Below are 14,462 nucleotides of genomic sequence, written 5' to 3'. Positions count from 1 at the left end.
CCCGTCTTTTTAGGCGGGTTTTATTTTTTATAATAATGACGTCTTATTTTATTCTGATTAGAATACGGCATTTGAAATAACTTTGTTAATTACTACTTTTTGATAGAGCGAATGAAATTAAATCCACAACAACAACAAGCAGTTACAACAATTGATACTCCCTGTTTAGTTTTGGCGGGGGCTGGTTCAGGTAAAACTCGAGTTATTATCAATAAGATCGCTTATTTAATTGAACAGTGTCATTATTTACCGAATACGATTGCGGCAGTTACTTTTACCAACAAAGCAGCAAGAGAGATGCGTGAGCGTGTTGCTCAATCAATTGGTAGTCAAAAGAGTAAAGGGCTCACAGTATGTACATTTCATACTTTAGGATTTGATTTAATCAAAAGAGAACATCAAGCATTAGGACTTAAATCAAGTATTACTTTGTTTGATGAACATGATCAAAAAGGATTATTACAGGAATTAACCAAGCCATTTCTGTTAGAAGATAAAGAGAAATTAACTCAACTTATTCAATATATTTCTGGTTTTAAAAACGATTTAATTTTACCAAAACAAGCATTAGCACTTGCGAAGACGCCAATAGATCGAACATTTGCTGAATGTTATCAGTTATATGTTGAGCAAATGCATGCTTACAATGCCTTAGATTTTGATGACCTGATAATGCTGCCTACTTTATTATTGCGACATAATACAGAGATACGGAATAAATGGCAGAAAAAAATTGGTTATCTCTTGGTAGATGAATATCAGGATACAAATACTAGCCAATATGAACTCATCAAATTATTGGTAGGCGAGCAAGCAAAATTAACAGTGGTTGGTGATGATGATCAGTCTATTTATTCTTGGCGAGGTGCAAAACCTGAGAATATTGTTCGTTTACGGGATGATTTTCCTAATTTATCGGTGATTAAATTAGAACAAAATTACCGTTCTACACAACGGATTTTACATTGTGCGAATATTCTGATTGATAACAATGATCATGTGTTTGCTAAAAAATTATTTTCTCAATTAGGCATGGGAGAACCATTACAGGTTATTGAAGCAAAAAACGAAGAACACGAAGCTGAACGTATTGTTGGTGAACTTATCGCACATCGCTTTTTACATAAGACAACTTATCGGGATTATGCCATTCTCTATCGAGGTAATCATCAATCACGACTATTAGAAAAGGTTTTAATGCAAAACCGTATTCCCTATAAAATTTCAGGGGGAACATCACTATTTTCTCGTATAGAGATCAAAGATGTGATGGCGTATTTACGTTTATTGGTGAATCAAGATGATGATTCTGCTTTTATTCGAATTATTAATACACCACGTCGTGAAATTGGTATGGCAACTTTAGAAAAGCTGGGTAAGTTAGCAAAAGAAAAACATTGTTCTTTATTTGAAGCGATTTTTGATTTTGAACTGATTCAACGTGTTACCGCAAAAGCATATACAGCTTTACATGATTTTGCTGAATGGATTGTGAAGTTATCAGATCAAGTAGAGCGGAGCGATCCTCAACAAGCGATCCGAGAGATGTTTGCTCAATTACAATATGAAACTTATCTTTATGAGCAGGCAAATAATCCTAAAGCGGCAGAAATGCAAAGTCGCAATGTGGCGATGTTATTACAGTGGGTACATGATATGTTAGAAGGAGATGAATTTAATCCGCCAATGACGTTATCACAGGTTGTGTTACGCTTAACGTTACGCGATATGTTGGAGCATAATGAGAATGAACAAAGTGGTGATGAAGTCCAATTAATGACATTACACGCATCTAAAGGATTAGAATTTCCTTATGTTTATTTAATTGGTATGGAAGAAGGTATTTTGCCACACCAAAACTCAATAGATGATAATAATATTGAAGAGGAGCGACGATTAGCTTATGTAGGAATTACCAGGGCGCAAAAAGAATTAACTTTTTCTCGTTGTAAAACTCGTCGGCAAATGGGAGAGATTATTCATACAGAACCAAGTCGTTTTCTTTTAGAGTTACCACAAGATGATCTTGTTTGGGAAAAAGATAAATCCCCTTTGACTGAACAACAAAAACAAGCACAAAGACAGCAAGGTTTTGCCAGATTAAAGGCATTATTAACTGATAATTAAAGTGGTTATGTTCGAGGAAATAAGCGTGAGTTGGTTATAAATTAAGTATTTTGATGATAATCCATTCAATCGAGCGTAAAAACCGTTTTTTTCATAAAAAAGCGTTGACTTATTCTCTAAAATCCATATTATAGCGTCTCAACCGAACGAGGTGAGATGGCCGAGAGGCTGAAGGCACACCCCTGCTAAGGGTGCATAGGGCTTAAAACTCTATCGAGGGTTCGAATCCCTCTCTCACCGCCATTTATTCGACGCATCCGTAGCTCAGCTGGATAGAGTACTCGGCTACGAACCGAGCGGTCAGAGGTTCGAATCCTCTCGGATGCGCCATTTACTTGCTACTCTAGAGTAAATTAAAGAATAAATGTTATATGGTAAAAATTATCTTATCAGCGCATCCGTAGCTCAGCTGGATAGAGTACTCGGCTACGAACCGAGCGGTCAGAGGTTCGAATCCTCTCGGATGCGCCATTTTACTACTTATCTAGACTTTCTAAAATTCCTTTTATTATCCTTAGATTTAATTATAGCTATAACAATATAGTATTTATTACTATTTACTATTTTTTTATTAAATAATATTGACATTAATTCTTATTTGCCATAACTTACGTAACCGATATGCGATTAATTTTCATTTATATTCCATACGGGGTAATTTATGTCTAGTTTAAAAAAAGTTGCATTAGCAACAATCATTTCGTCAACCGTCCTTTTCTCAAATACTCTTCTTGCAGCTCCAGTTGATTTATCTAAAGAAACTAAACAATATCAAGCATTTGTTGTTGAACAAATTGATGAACTTGTGAAAGGTACTACACAATTTGTTGCTGATTTAAAAGCTGGAAAATTAGAAGAAGCGAAGAAAGCTTATCCGTTGATCAGAATGTATTATGAACGTTCAGAGCCAATTGCAGAAAGTTTTGGTGATTTAGATCCTCGTATTGATGCTCGTGAAGCTGATTTAGAAAAAGATCAAATTTGGTCAGGTTTCCATAAAATCGAAAAAATTCTTTGGACAGAAAATACAACAAAAGGTACAGAACAGATTGCCGATCAATTATTAAATGATGTGAAAGAGTTACGTGCAAAAGTACCAACAGTTGAAGTAACAGGCGATTTGATGGTGCAAGGTGCAGTTGATTTATTGAATGAAGTTTCTACTAGCAAAATTACAGGAGAAGAAGAAATTTTCTCTCGTACAGACCTTTATGACTTCAAAGCTAATGTCGAAGGTGCAGAAAAGATTTATCAAATCCTTAAACCAAAACTCGAAAAGAAAGATGCTAAGTTAGTGAAAGAATTAGATAAACAATTTAGCAATGTAAATAGCCTATTAGATAAATACAAAGTCGGTAAACATGACTATAAACCATATACTGATCTTTCAAAAGAAGATACTCGAGTGTTAGGTGAAGCCGTTAATAAATTAGGTGAACCGCTTGCACAAATGGGTGTTATTCTTGATGAAACAAATTAAAGAATATATTTATTTTAGATTATTAACCACTGTTTTTAGGAACAGTGGTTTTTCCTTTTTGGGGATATATAAAGATGAAACATATTGAAGAAAAAACAGTTATGAATAATGAGCGCCGCCAATTTTTGAAAAAGACAGGTGTAATGTTAGGTGGTAGCGTCGCTGGATTGACTTTAACAACCCAAACTACAACTGCAGCAGAAGCCAATAAACCTATCGATAAACACTGTCTTTCAGATATTACTTATCCATTTTATGGTGAACACCAACAAGGTATTTTAACGCCACAACAAACATATGTTTATTTTCTAGTATTAGATCTTGCTACTGATAATTTGCATGAAATTAGAGAAGTCTTTAAAACATGGACTCGTTATGCGGAACGTTTAACGCAAGGAAATAATGTTAAAGAATATTCTAAAAATCATTTTGTGCCACCAGTTGATACTGGGGAAGCAGATGATTTATCTGCTTACGGCTTAACCTTAACTTTTGGTGTATCGCCTTCATTTTTAACTAAACTTGGTTTACAAGAGAAAGCGCCCTCTGCATTTAAAGATTTACCACTGTTTCCACGAGATCAATTAAGACCAGAATTTAGTGGCGGTGATATCTGTATTCAATCCTGTGCGAATGATGCACAAGTTGCATTTCACGCCGTACGCCAACTTGTTCGAGTTGCTCGATCTAATGTGACAATGAAATGGAGCCAATCTGGCTTTATTTCTGCGGATAAACCGACTGATACGCCACGCAATTTATTTGGCTTCAAAGATGGTACAGCGAATGCTAATACATTGAAGGATACTGCTGGTCAAGTATGGGTGGATCAACCTGATTGGTTGAAAGGCGGTAGTTATATGGTAGTGCGTAAAATTGTGATGCATTTAGAAACTTGGGATAGAACAAGCTATAAAGAACAAGAACGTACTTTTGGACGTCATCGCACTACGGGTGCGCCGATTGGGGAACATGATGAATTTGCTCCGTTAGATTTAGAGAAAAAGAATCATCACGGTAAACCAATGATCCCAGAAGACTCTCATTCTGCTTTAGCGCATAAAACTGGCAAACAGATTTTGCGTCGTGCTTATTCTTATTCAGATGGTATTAATGCACGTACAGGACAATTTGAAAGCGGTTTACTGTTTATTTGTTATCAAAAGGATCCAGATCAATTTATTACAATCCAAAATGCACTAGGTAATGTGGATCGTATGAATGAATATATTACGCATATTGGTAGTGGCCTATTTGCGTGTTTCCCTGGGGTAAAAGAGGGCGAGTTTATTGGTCAAGGATTATTAGGAGCATAAGATGGAATTTAGGGGCTTCTCTGCTTATAAATTTTTATTGCATGGATTTATCTGTTTACTGTTGTTATGCCTAGCAACAGTAACAATGGCGGAAACAAAATTTAATTTAAGTCCGCTTTTTATCCAATTATCTGATGCAATGAGTGCTGTTAAAGAGAATAATCCAGAACAAGCAAAAAAAGAGATTGAAGAAATCCAACAACAATTTATTGCTATTCCAGAACATACTTCGCCAGCGGGCAAAATTGTATTGGAACAGTTGACTAAAGCATTAGATACGGCTGATTTATCGGAATTAAACGCTTTATCTTCTGCCTTACTTGCCTTTGATAAGGAACAACATCCATTAGATATTGAACAGCAAAAAAAACTATTTAAGAAACGGATTGTTCCCGCATTTGAGCATTGGCAAAAAGTGGTAGCAGAGAATAAGAGGCAACCAGATAGTCATGTTTTACAGCAACAATATCGCTTATTTAATGGCATTTGGGTGAAAAATGAACGTCTAGTTCGTGATGTTGATATGAACTATTATGGCAAGATAGAAACCGCTTTAGCGTTACTGCGGGTAGCGATTGAAACTGAACCATTAGATTATCAACGCGTAGAGCAAAATACACAAAAAATTGCGACACAATTTACAGATTTCTTATCGGGTAAGAAAACAGAAAATGTAGCGGGAAATTATCAGTTAAGTGATGGGGTTGCATTATTAAAAGAGGGCTTACAAGCATTTCAACAACAGGACAATGTAACAGCACAAGAAAAACTGACGACATTTATTGAGATTTGGCCAATAATCGAAGGTGATGTCAGCACTCGAGATGGTTCGCTCTATACACGGGTAGAAAGTGAAATTCCTGTTATTTTGGCAAAAGGTCAAGAACCTAAATATCAAGCCAATTTACAACAGCTGATCGATCAATTAGCGTTAATTAATCCTGCTGCAAGTTATACTGCGATAGATGCAATGTTAATTTTACTGCGTGAAGGTTTAGAAGCATTGTTAGTTGTGATGGCATTAGTGAGTGCGTTACGTGTAGCTAATCGTCCTCAAGGCTATAAGTGGGTAAATGGTGGAGTTATTGCTGGAATATTATTAAGTATTGTGGCGGCATTTGTTTTACAACGTTTATTCCCAACAGCAAGTTCAGGTACAAATCGGGAAATTATTGAAGGTGGCGTAGGTATCGTTGCTGTATTAATGATTTTAACTATAGGTGCTTGGTTACATAGTAAATCTTCACTAAAAGCATGGCAGGCTTATATTAAGAAACATATGGGCAAAGCATTAACCACCGGAAGTTTTGTTTCTTTATTTGGGTTAAGTTTCCTTTCAGTATTTCGTGAAGGGGCAGAAACTATTCTATTTTATGTAGGAATTTTGCCGAATATTAGTACAGAATCATTCGCTTTAGGAGTAGGTATCGCGATTGTGATTTTGGCAATTCTTGCGGTGATTATTTTAAAAAGCTCGGTCAAATTGCCTGTACCAACAATGTTTAAAATCTTAACTTGGGTATTGTATGTGTTAGGCTTCAAGATTTTAGGCGTAAGTGTGCATGCATTACAGCTCACTAAGATTTTGCCGACAACGATTGTAGATCTATTACCAAATATTGAATGGTTAGGTTTCTATGCCACCGTTGAAACAGTCGTAGCACAAGTGATTTATGTTGGTTTAATTTTGTTATTACAAAAATGGTTACAACATCATGAACCTGCAACGGCATAGGTTAGATAAGAGTTTTAAGGGAGCGTTTAGCTCCCTTTTTTGTTACCGATTGAATAGAGATTCGTTTACAATGGTAGCGACAGTATTGGTGAGGTTGGAAGAAAAATGTTTACGGTGTATTACGCTAATCAATTGGAATATCAAAAGCAGCTTTTAATTCGCTTATTAGAGGTACAACCATTAGATGATCCCTTTTCTAGTGAGATTATTTTGGTACAAAGTCCAGGAATGGCACAATGGTTACAAATTCAGTTAGCGGATCACTTTGGCATTGCTGCTAATTTTTCATTTCCGATGCCCTCAACTTTTATTTGGCAATTATACAAAGAGAGTATTCCTGCTGCGGGTGAAAAAAATTTATTCCGTAAAGAAGCATTAGTTTGGCGTTTAATGCGGATTATTCCTGAGTTGTTGTCATTATCTGAGTTTAAAAGTTTACAGAATTATCTAGGACAAGAGTTTACACAGTTAAAGTTATTCCAATTAGCAGAAAAAATTGCCGATCTGTTTGACCAATATTTAGTCTATCGACCAGATTGGATTAATCAGTGGGAGGCTGGTGAGTTTGAACAAGTTAAACAATCTCTTACACAACAGATTTCCACCCGCTACCAATCAATTTTGCCAACGATCTTGTCTGATTTTACTTGGCAGGCAATTTTATGGCGTAAATTAATTGAGGATATTACGAGCAATAATCAAGGAGAAGCGGTTTGGCATCGTGCAAATTTATATCAGCATTATCTGAATTTGTTAGCACAAGGATATAAACCGAAATATTTGCCGAAGCGAATTTGTATTTTTGGTATTTCAGCTTTACCACCAATGTTTTTGACATTATTGGAAGCATTAAGTGACCATCTGGATGTTCATCTCTTTTTTAATAGCCCTAGTCGTTATTATTGGGGGGATATTGTTGATCATCGCTATCTTGAAAAATTAAAACTAAAACAGCTAACCCAATCACCTGTGATCAAGACAGTTTATGATGAATCCTTATCGGTTGGTCATCCGTTATTAGCTGCATGGGGAAAATTAGGACGAGATTTTTTATATTCACTAACGCAAGCAGAGCCACAAGAAATAGAATTATATGTAACGCCTGAAAAACAAGGATTATTGCAGCAAATTCAAAAGCATATTCTTGAATTAGATCTGCAAGATCAGCCATTAGTTTATCAAGCTGGTGATCATTCACTCAGTTTCCACGCCTGTTATAGCCCAATGCGTGAAGTAGAGGTGTTACACGATAATTTATTAGCAATGTTTGCTGAAGATCCGACATTAACACCAAAAGATATTGTGGTAATGGTGGCGGATATTGATCGCTATACACCTTATATTCAAGCCGTATTTTCCCAATATAATTCTGTGGATAATCGCCATATTCCATTTGCAATTTCTGATCGCAAAGTGACGGAAAGTGATGTTGTAATTGCTGCTTTCTTACAGTTTTTTAAACTGAAAGAATCGTTATTCTCAGTAGAATCAGTATTAGCATTATTAGATGTGGACTGTGTACGGCAACGTTTTGCGATTGATGCTGAGGAGTTACAACAAATTCGTGAGTGGGTTGTGCAGTCGGGTATTCGTTTTGGTTTAGAGAAATATCAAGACCAAGATGTACCAAATTATAATGCATGGCAAAACGGCGTTGAAAGGATGCTGCTCGGTTATGCCTTAAAAAATGAAGCTGGTGTTTGGCAAGATATAGTTGGCTTTGATTATAGTGAGGGATTGCAAGGAAAAATTGCTGGAAAATTAGCTCAGTTTATTGAAGCGTTGCAGATATGGTACCAACTATTGCAGCAAACGTGTGCTATTGAAATATGGCGCACAACGATTTTGTATTGTATTGATACCTTTTTTGATACAACAGCAAACAGTGCAACGATTGCTTTATTGAAGCAAGTGACACAGCAAGTATTAGATACTGCTACCGAAAGCCAATATAGTGGAGCACTTGATGCCGAAATTATTAGTCAGTTGCTACAAGCAAAATTAAACGAGCAAGATAATAGTGTGCATTTTCTGATGGGGCAGTTGAATTTCTGTACCTTATTACCGATGCGTGCGATTCCATTTAAAGTGATTTGCTTATTAGGTATGAATGAAGGGGATTTCCCTCGACAACTAACAACCAATAGCTTTGACATCATGCAATACCAGTTACAAAAAGGGGATCGTGTTCGCCGAGAAGATGATAGTTATCTCTTTCTTGAAGCGCTCTTGTCAGCAAGAGAAAGGTTATATATTAGCTATGTAGGTTATTCTATTATTGATAATACAGAATATGAGCCTTCCGTGTTAGTGAATCAACTAATTGATTATCTGAGCGAGAATCTTTCTGATCCAGAAGTGATTAATCAGCTTAAGTTTACCTACCCAGCAACTATTTTTAGTCCAACTAATTTTATTGAACCTCACTTTTCTTATGCACAAGAATGGGCAGACGTGGCTATGGCTCAAATACATGAGCAGAGAATGGTTCCGTTTGTACAACCTATATCACCATTACAAGAAGAGGAACAAACACAAATTATTGAGCTAGACGACCTAATTCGTTTCCTAGTAGCACCACAACGTTACTTTTTTGAGCAGCGATTAGGCGTTTTTCTGCAACAACAAGATGACACATTGATGGAAAGTGAAGTCTTTGCGTTGAATGGTTTGGCACAATATCAACTTAAAGATCGATTGTTGCAACAAGAGAAGAGTAATTGGCAAGCTGAATTTGAGAAAGCGAAATGTGAAGGGCTCTTACCACGAGCTGGTTTCACGTTTTTATCACAAGCAGAGTTAGAACAAAATTGCAGTGCGCTATGGGATGAAATAGAGCAGTATCGTATTACAGAAGCAGAATCTTTAAAAATTGCACTACCATTTTCATTTAGCCAGCAAAGCGTAATGTTACAAGGACAAATTGATTCACTCTATCAAGATCAATTTATTGGTTGGCGTGTAGGTAAAATTCGAGAACAGGAACAGATTAAATTATGGATTAATCACCTGTTGTTACAGATTGTTGGTCAAGCACAAAGTTCACAATTTTTTGGCTTAGATGCGGGCACAGTCACTAAACTGAATTTTGATCCATTTAATTATGAGCAAGCCTTTGCACAAATGGAAGTTTATATCCAAGACTATTTAATGGCACAAGATGAGATGTGTTTGATTCCTACTTATGACTTAGATGAATTTATTAAATTCTTTAGTGAAGAAGAAAATGATATGGATACTTTGCTACTCAAATTAAATCAAATTAAGCCAGAAAATAAACAATACCAATATTGGCAACGGATTTTACTCCAAACAGCAACATTAGACTATCAAGACATTAAAAGTGGATTTTTAAATTGGTTTGAGATGATGCTCAATCATATAAAAGCAGAATAAATAAGAAACCCTATGTAAATTGAATAATCTACATAGGGTTAAATTTAGTAAATTTAAGTCTTATTCTTAACCAACAACCACGATACGTTTCATATCCTTCATATAACCACGGAGTTTTTGACCTACTTTTTCAATCGGGTGATTGCGGATTGCATCGTTGACATCACGTAATGTAATGTTATCAATTTCTACGGTTGGTGTAGCTTCGCCTAAGTCACCTTTTTGTAATTGCGGAACAAGTTTTTCACGCATAATTGGTGTTGCTACATTTGCGAATAAGTAGTTACCATATTCTGCGGTATCAGAAATTACCACATTCATTTCATAAAGACGTTTACGTGCAATAGTATTTGCGATTAATGGTAATTCATGTAGTGATTCATAATAAGCAGATTCTTCAATAATACCGCTAGAAACCATAGTATCGAAGGCTAGTTCTACCCCGGCTTTCACCATCGCAATCATTAATACACCATTATCAAAGTATTCTTGTTCTTTAATTTTGCCTTCATATTTAGGAGCGTTTTCAAATGCACTCTTACCTGTTTCTTCACGCCATGTAAGTAGATTTTTATCTCCATTTGCCCAGTCAGCCATCATGGTTGCAGAGAATTCACCACTAATGATGTCATCCATATGTTTTTGGAATAAGGTAGTTAACATTGCTTTGATCTGTTCAGAAAGCTCAAAAGCACGTAATTTAGCACTATTAGAAAGGCGATCCATCATTAAGGTAATACCACCTAATTTCAATGCTTCAGTAATGGTTTCCCAACCATATTGAACTAATTGTGCAGCATAAGCCGGGTCTTTACCATCAGCAACTAATTTATCGTAACAAATCAATGAGCCCGCTTGTAACATACCGCAAAGAATGGTTTGTTCCCCCATTAGGTCAGATTTCACTTCTGCAACAAAAGAGGATTCAAGTACACCAGCACGGTGACCACCAGTTGCAGCTGCCCACGCTTTAGCAATTGCCATACCTTCACCTTTCGGATCGTTTTCAGGGTGAACAGCAATTAAAGTTGGCACACCAAAACCACGTTTATATTCTTCACGAACTTCAGTACCTGGACATTTCGGAGCAACCATAACTACCGTAATATCTGGACGAATTTGTTCACCTACTTCAACGATATTTAAACCGTGAGAATAACCTAATGCAGCGCCTTGTTTCATTAATGGCATTACTGCTTTAACAACGCTGCTATGTTGTTTATCTGGAGTAAGGTTAATTACTAAATCTGCTTGAGGAATAAGTTCTTCATAGCTACCTACAACAAAACCATTTTCAGATGCACGTTGGAAAGAAGCTCGTTTTTCAGCGATCGCTTCTTTACGTAACGCATAGCTCACATCTAAGCCTGAGTCACGCATATTTAATCCTTGGTTTAAACCTTGTGCACCGCAACCAACGATAACGACTTTTTTACCTTTTAAAAAGTTAGCTTCATCTGCAAACTCGCTGCGATCCATGAAACGACAGCGACCTAATTGATCAAGTTTTTGGCGTAAGTTTAATGTGTTGAAATAGTTAGCCATAAAAAATACTCCTATGCATCTAGATAAGTTAATAGTGTTTACTAAGCGAATAATCATTGCTTTATTTTGAGTATAAGGCTTTTTTTTATTGCGTAAATTGATATTATTGAAATCCATAATTGCAATATATGCAATATTATTAACATCTATTTTGTTTGGGAGGAAATGGTGGATTTTCAACAATTAAAACTGTTTCTACATCTTTGTGAGAGTAAAAACTTTGCTCGATCAGCAGCGTTGAATCATCTCAGTCCTTCAACTCTTTCTCGCCAAATTCAACGGCTTGAAGAGGAAGTAGGGAAAGCATTATTTTGGCGAGATAATCGTTCTGTTGAATTAACGCCAACGGGTGAACAATTTTATCAATTTGCAGAAAAAACCTTACAAGAATGGCGCTTATTACAACAGCAGTTGCAACCTAATACGATAGATTTAGTTGGCGAAATTCGGCTATTTTGTTCAGTAACAGCAAGTTATAGCCATTTGCCTGAAATTTTAGCGCGTTTTCGGCAAAAACACCCAAAAGTAGAAATTCAATTAACCACAGGGGATCCAGCGTTAGCAGTTCAATTAGTACAAAGTCGGCAAGTAGATTTAGCTATTGCAGGTGAACCCGAACAACTACCCGACAATATTATTTTTCATCAAATCGACTTATTACCTTTCTCATTAATTGCTCCGAAAGTTGCTTGTGTTGCTAACCAGCTATTACAACAATCACCGATTAATTGGCAAGAGATTCCGTTTATTGTGCCAGTAGAAGGACCGGCTAGGCAGAAAATAGGACAATGGTTCCAACAAAAAGGGATTAAGCATCCTAAAATTTATGCGACTGTTGCAGGACATGAAGGTATTGTCCCGATGGTGGCAATGGGCTTTGGTTTAGCGTTATTACCTGATGTTGTTATTGCTCATAACCCAATGAATACACAAATCACTTATCTCAATATAGAACCAAGTATTGACGCATTATCTTTAGGTATCTGCGTTAATCGGAAAAATTTACAAAATCCAGTGGTGAAGATTTTTTGGGAAGAGTTAATTCAAAGAAAAAAGATGATTTAATTCTTTTTGTTCAGGATAATATTTAGTAGTTAAATGAATTATTGTTCTATTTTTACAGCACTTCTTATTAATAGCTACTCAATCTTATTGTATTTTAATAGTTACTATTAATAAAAATTTATTCAAAATCAATAAATTAATAGAAGAACTTTAGTGATTCGTGTTAATTATATTTTTATAACCAAAAATTAAAGTGATAATAAATTGTGTTTCATAAGCTAAGTTACTGCAAGTAAATTACACTAAAGATAATAGATTTTAGTTGTGTTTTGTTTTTTTTTTGTACAATTTAAGCTGTTTTTTTAATCTGTATTTATTTTATTAAGGACTATACAATGAAAAAGTTATTATTAACCATTATTGCAGTTATTAGCTTAGCTGGTTGTTCAGGTACAATTCATACAAGTTCACAAATGGGTACTTATCAAACACAAAATTATACAAAAGTTGATTCTTCCGTTATTTTAGGAGAATTTAGTTATGAGCCTGCACAACAAGGTCGTTTAAAGGAAAGTCAATTAGAAAATACAGCAGCAGGATCTGTTTATCTTGATAAAAGTGTTGCTGAAATTGTAAAACAAATTACAGCAAAAGAGCTGCAACTTACAGGGATTAATATTGGTACAGGCCATCTAAAATTGTTAGGTAATGTGAAACAATTTAAGATGGATGATTTTGGTTTGAATGTTGATTTCATCTATAAAGTGAACTACAAGTTATTAAAAAATAATTCAGTATTATGGAATAAAGATTACTCACCAAAAGTAGTCACTGTTTCAAAATTTGAAGCTGATCCACGAACTATGATCATACAGCAAATTTATAGAATGGTTGGTGCTGGCTATGATCAATTTATTAATGATCCTGGTGTAAAACAGTTATTAGAAGCTAACAAATAGTTTTGAGCCTTACACTAAATAAAGCCATTTTTCTAAATTATTATAAAAGTGAAATGGCTTCATTTTATTTTAACTGTCTAATATTTCTCCTAATGATGAATAAAATTTCACTTTATTTTTGCCTTGTTTTATTTTCTTATCTTATCTTATCTTATCTAATAAGAGATTAGGATGTTGTTTTAGATAATAACTAAAAATTCTATCTTAGAGTTCTTAGAGGAAAAACTTATCTAAGTTATTACAATACAATAAATTGATTGATCTGTTTATTGCAAATAGTATTGCTCAAAAATAATATGAGTGGCACTTTTATTTTAGTAATATAAAATCTCAAACTTCTACTTTTACTCAATTAAAAGAGTCTAGTTATTTAGTATATTTCTATATTTTATTACAAAGGACTCTCAATTTGTAACTCTTCATTAATATGTAAAATAGAGAGAATTAAATAAGAACGAATCATTTTTTCCCAACGGATAATTTTTACTTGTTCTAATAAAGAATCAGTGGAGTTTTGTTTTGGGAGGGGATCTTTGATAAAAAGTGATTCTTTGATGCAATGTAGTTGCTGAATAAAAGCGAAAAACATTGGATCGCTAAACGAGGCTTCTTGCTCTTGGTTATTAATTGTTTCTTTTAGTTTTATAAAGGCATTAATATCTTCAAAAGTTTCTTTCGATAATACGCCTAAGCCTAATAACACTTTTAGACGAATTTTAAAATCGAATAAAGGACCTGAATGTTCAAAGAGAGATTCAATGACAGACTCTACAACAAAATCGGTTTTACGAAATACTCTATTGATTAAATGATCAATAGCTTCATCAAAAATGGTTACCGCTGCAATAATTAAACCTCGTGCGGTGGTAACTTCATTTAACTTTTCTTCGATCATTTAG

General features: G+C 35.1%; 9 protein-coding genes and 3 tRNA genes. 10 read left to right on the top strand and 2 right to left on the bottom strand.

Annotated features, from left to right (window positions below):
• Positions 1-111 precede the first annotated feature (111 nt).
• From rep to recC, 8 genes are all read left to right on the top strand, one after another.
• Entirely contained in the window at positions 112-2,127 is a 2,016-nt protein-coding gene (gene rep, locus QV06_RS10900) for a DNA helicase Rep (RefSeq protein WP_065238160.1), read from the top strand.
• A 150-nt stretch (positions 2,128-2,277) separates the two neighbouring features.
• A tRNA-Ser gene (locus QV06_RS10895) sits at positions 2,278-2,370 on the top strand.
• A 10-nt stretch (positions 2,371-2,380) separates the two neighbouring features.
• Positions 2,381-2,457: transfer RNA gene (locus QV06_RS10890), tRNA-Arg, on the top strand.
• A 64-nt stretch (positions 2,458-2,521) separates the two neighbouring features.
• Positions 2,522-2,598 (top strand) — tRNA-Arg (locus QV06_RS10885).
• Positions 2,599-2,788: 190 nt separating this feature from the next.
• Positions 2,789-3,607, top strand: coding sequence for an iron uptake system protein EfeO (gene efeO / locus QV06_RS10880; RefSeq protein WP_065238159.1), 819 nt, complete (start codon positions 2,789-2,791; stop codon positions 3,605-3,607).
• 74 nt (positions 3,608-3,681) lie between these two features.
• Complete coding sequence (gene efeB / locus QV06_RS10875) at positions 3,682-4,923, top strand: iron uptake transporter deferrochelatase/peroxidase subunit (RefSeq protein WP_065238158.1); 1,242 nt, start codon at positions 3,682-3,684, stop codon at positions 4,921-4,923.
• Position 4,924: 1 nt separating this feature from the next.
• The gene (locus QV06_RS10870) at positions 4,925-6,658 is read left to right on the top strand and encodes an FTR1 family iron permease (protein ID WP_065238157.1); all 1,734 of its coding nucleotides are present in this window, start codon (positions 4,925-4,927) and stop codon (positions 6,656-6,658) included.
• A 105-nt stretch (positions 6,659-6,763) separates the two neighbouring features.
• Positions 6,764-10,054, top strand: a complete 3,291-nt coding sequence (gene recC, locus QV06_RS10865) for an exodeoxyribonuclease V subunit gamma (protein WP_065238156.1) — start codon at positions 6,764-6,766, stop codon at positions 10,052-10,054.
• Between the two features lie 66 nt (positions 10,055-10,120).
• On the opposite strand, the gene ilvC is transcribed toward recC, so the two are convergent.
• On the bottom strand, positions 10,121-11,599 hold the full coding sequence (gene ilvC / locus QV06_RS10860; RefSeq protein WP_065238155.1) for a ketol-acid reductoisomerase: 1,479 nt from the start codon (positions 11,597-11,599) through the stop codon (positions 10,121-10,123).
• A 168-nt stretch (positions 11,600-11,767) separates the two neighbouring features.
• On the opposite strand from ilvC, the gene ilvY reads away from it, so the two are divergent.
• Both ilvY and QV06_RS10850 read left to right on the top strand, forming a co-directional pair.
• Positions 11,768-12,664: an HTH-type transcriptional activator IlvY gene (gene ilvY / locus QV06_RS10855; RefSeq protein WP_065238162.1), complete on the top strand. Its 897-nt coding sequence runs from the start codon at positions 11,768-11,770 to the stop codon at positions 12,662-12,664.
• 335 nt (positions 12,665-12,999) lie between these two features.
• Complete coding sequence (locus tag QV06_RS10850; protein WP_065238154.1) at positions 13,000-13,563, top strand: integron protein cassette protein; 564 nt, start codon at positions 13,000-13,002, stop codon at positions 13,561-13,563.
• 391 nt (positions 13,564-13,954) lie between these two features.
• Here QV06_RS10850 and QV06_RS10845 read toward each other — a convergent pair whose 3' ends face one another.
• Positions 13,955-14,458: an MltR family transcriptional regulator gene (locus tag QV06_RS10845; protein WP_065238153.1), complete on the bottom strand. Its 504-nt coding sequence runs from the start codon at positions 14,456-14,458 to the stop codon at positions 13,955-13,957.
• Positions 14,459-14,462: the final 4 nt, after the last annotated feature.

The organism is Gallibacterium genomosp. 3, from assembly GCF_001678475.1.
GTDB lineage: Bacteria > Pseudomonadota > Gammaproteobacteria > Enterobacterales > Pasteurellaceae > Gallibacterium > Gallibacterium faecale.
The sequence above is the reverse complement of the archived record's forward strand: the minus strand, read 5'-3'. Positions and strand labels throughout refer to the sequence as shown.

Coding starts and splice junctions, on each gene's coding strand:
- recC (WP_065238156.1), top strand. CDS start 6,764: ATGTTTACGGTGTATTACGCTAATCAATTGGAATATCAAAAGCAGCTT.
- rep (WP_065238160.1), top strand. CDS start 112: ATGAAATTAAATCCACAACAACAACAAGCAGTTACAACAATTGATACT.
- efeB (WP_065238158.1), top strand. CDS start 3,682: ATGAAACATATTGAAGAAAAAACAGTTATGAATAATGAGCGCCGCCAA.
- efeO (WP_065238159.1), top strand. CDS start 2,789: ATGTCTAGTTTAAAAAAAGTTGCATTAGCAACAATCATTTCGTCAACC.
- QV06_RS10870 (WP_065238157.1), top strand. CDS start 4,925: ATGGAATTTAGGGGCTTCTCTGCTTATAAATTTTTATTGCATGGATTT.
- ilvC (WP_065238155.1), bottom strand. CDS start 11,599: ATGGCTAACTATTTCAACACATTAAACTTACGCCAAAAACTTGATCAA.
- QV06_RS10845 (WP_065238153.1), bottom strand. CDS start 14,458: ATGATCGAAGAAAAGTTAAATGAAGTTACCACCGCACGAGGTTTAATT.
- QV06_RS10850 (WP_065238154.1), top strand. CDS start 13,000: ATGAAAAAGTTATTATTAACCATTATTGCAGTTATTAGCTTAGCTGGT.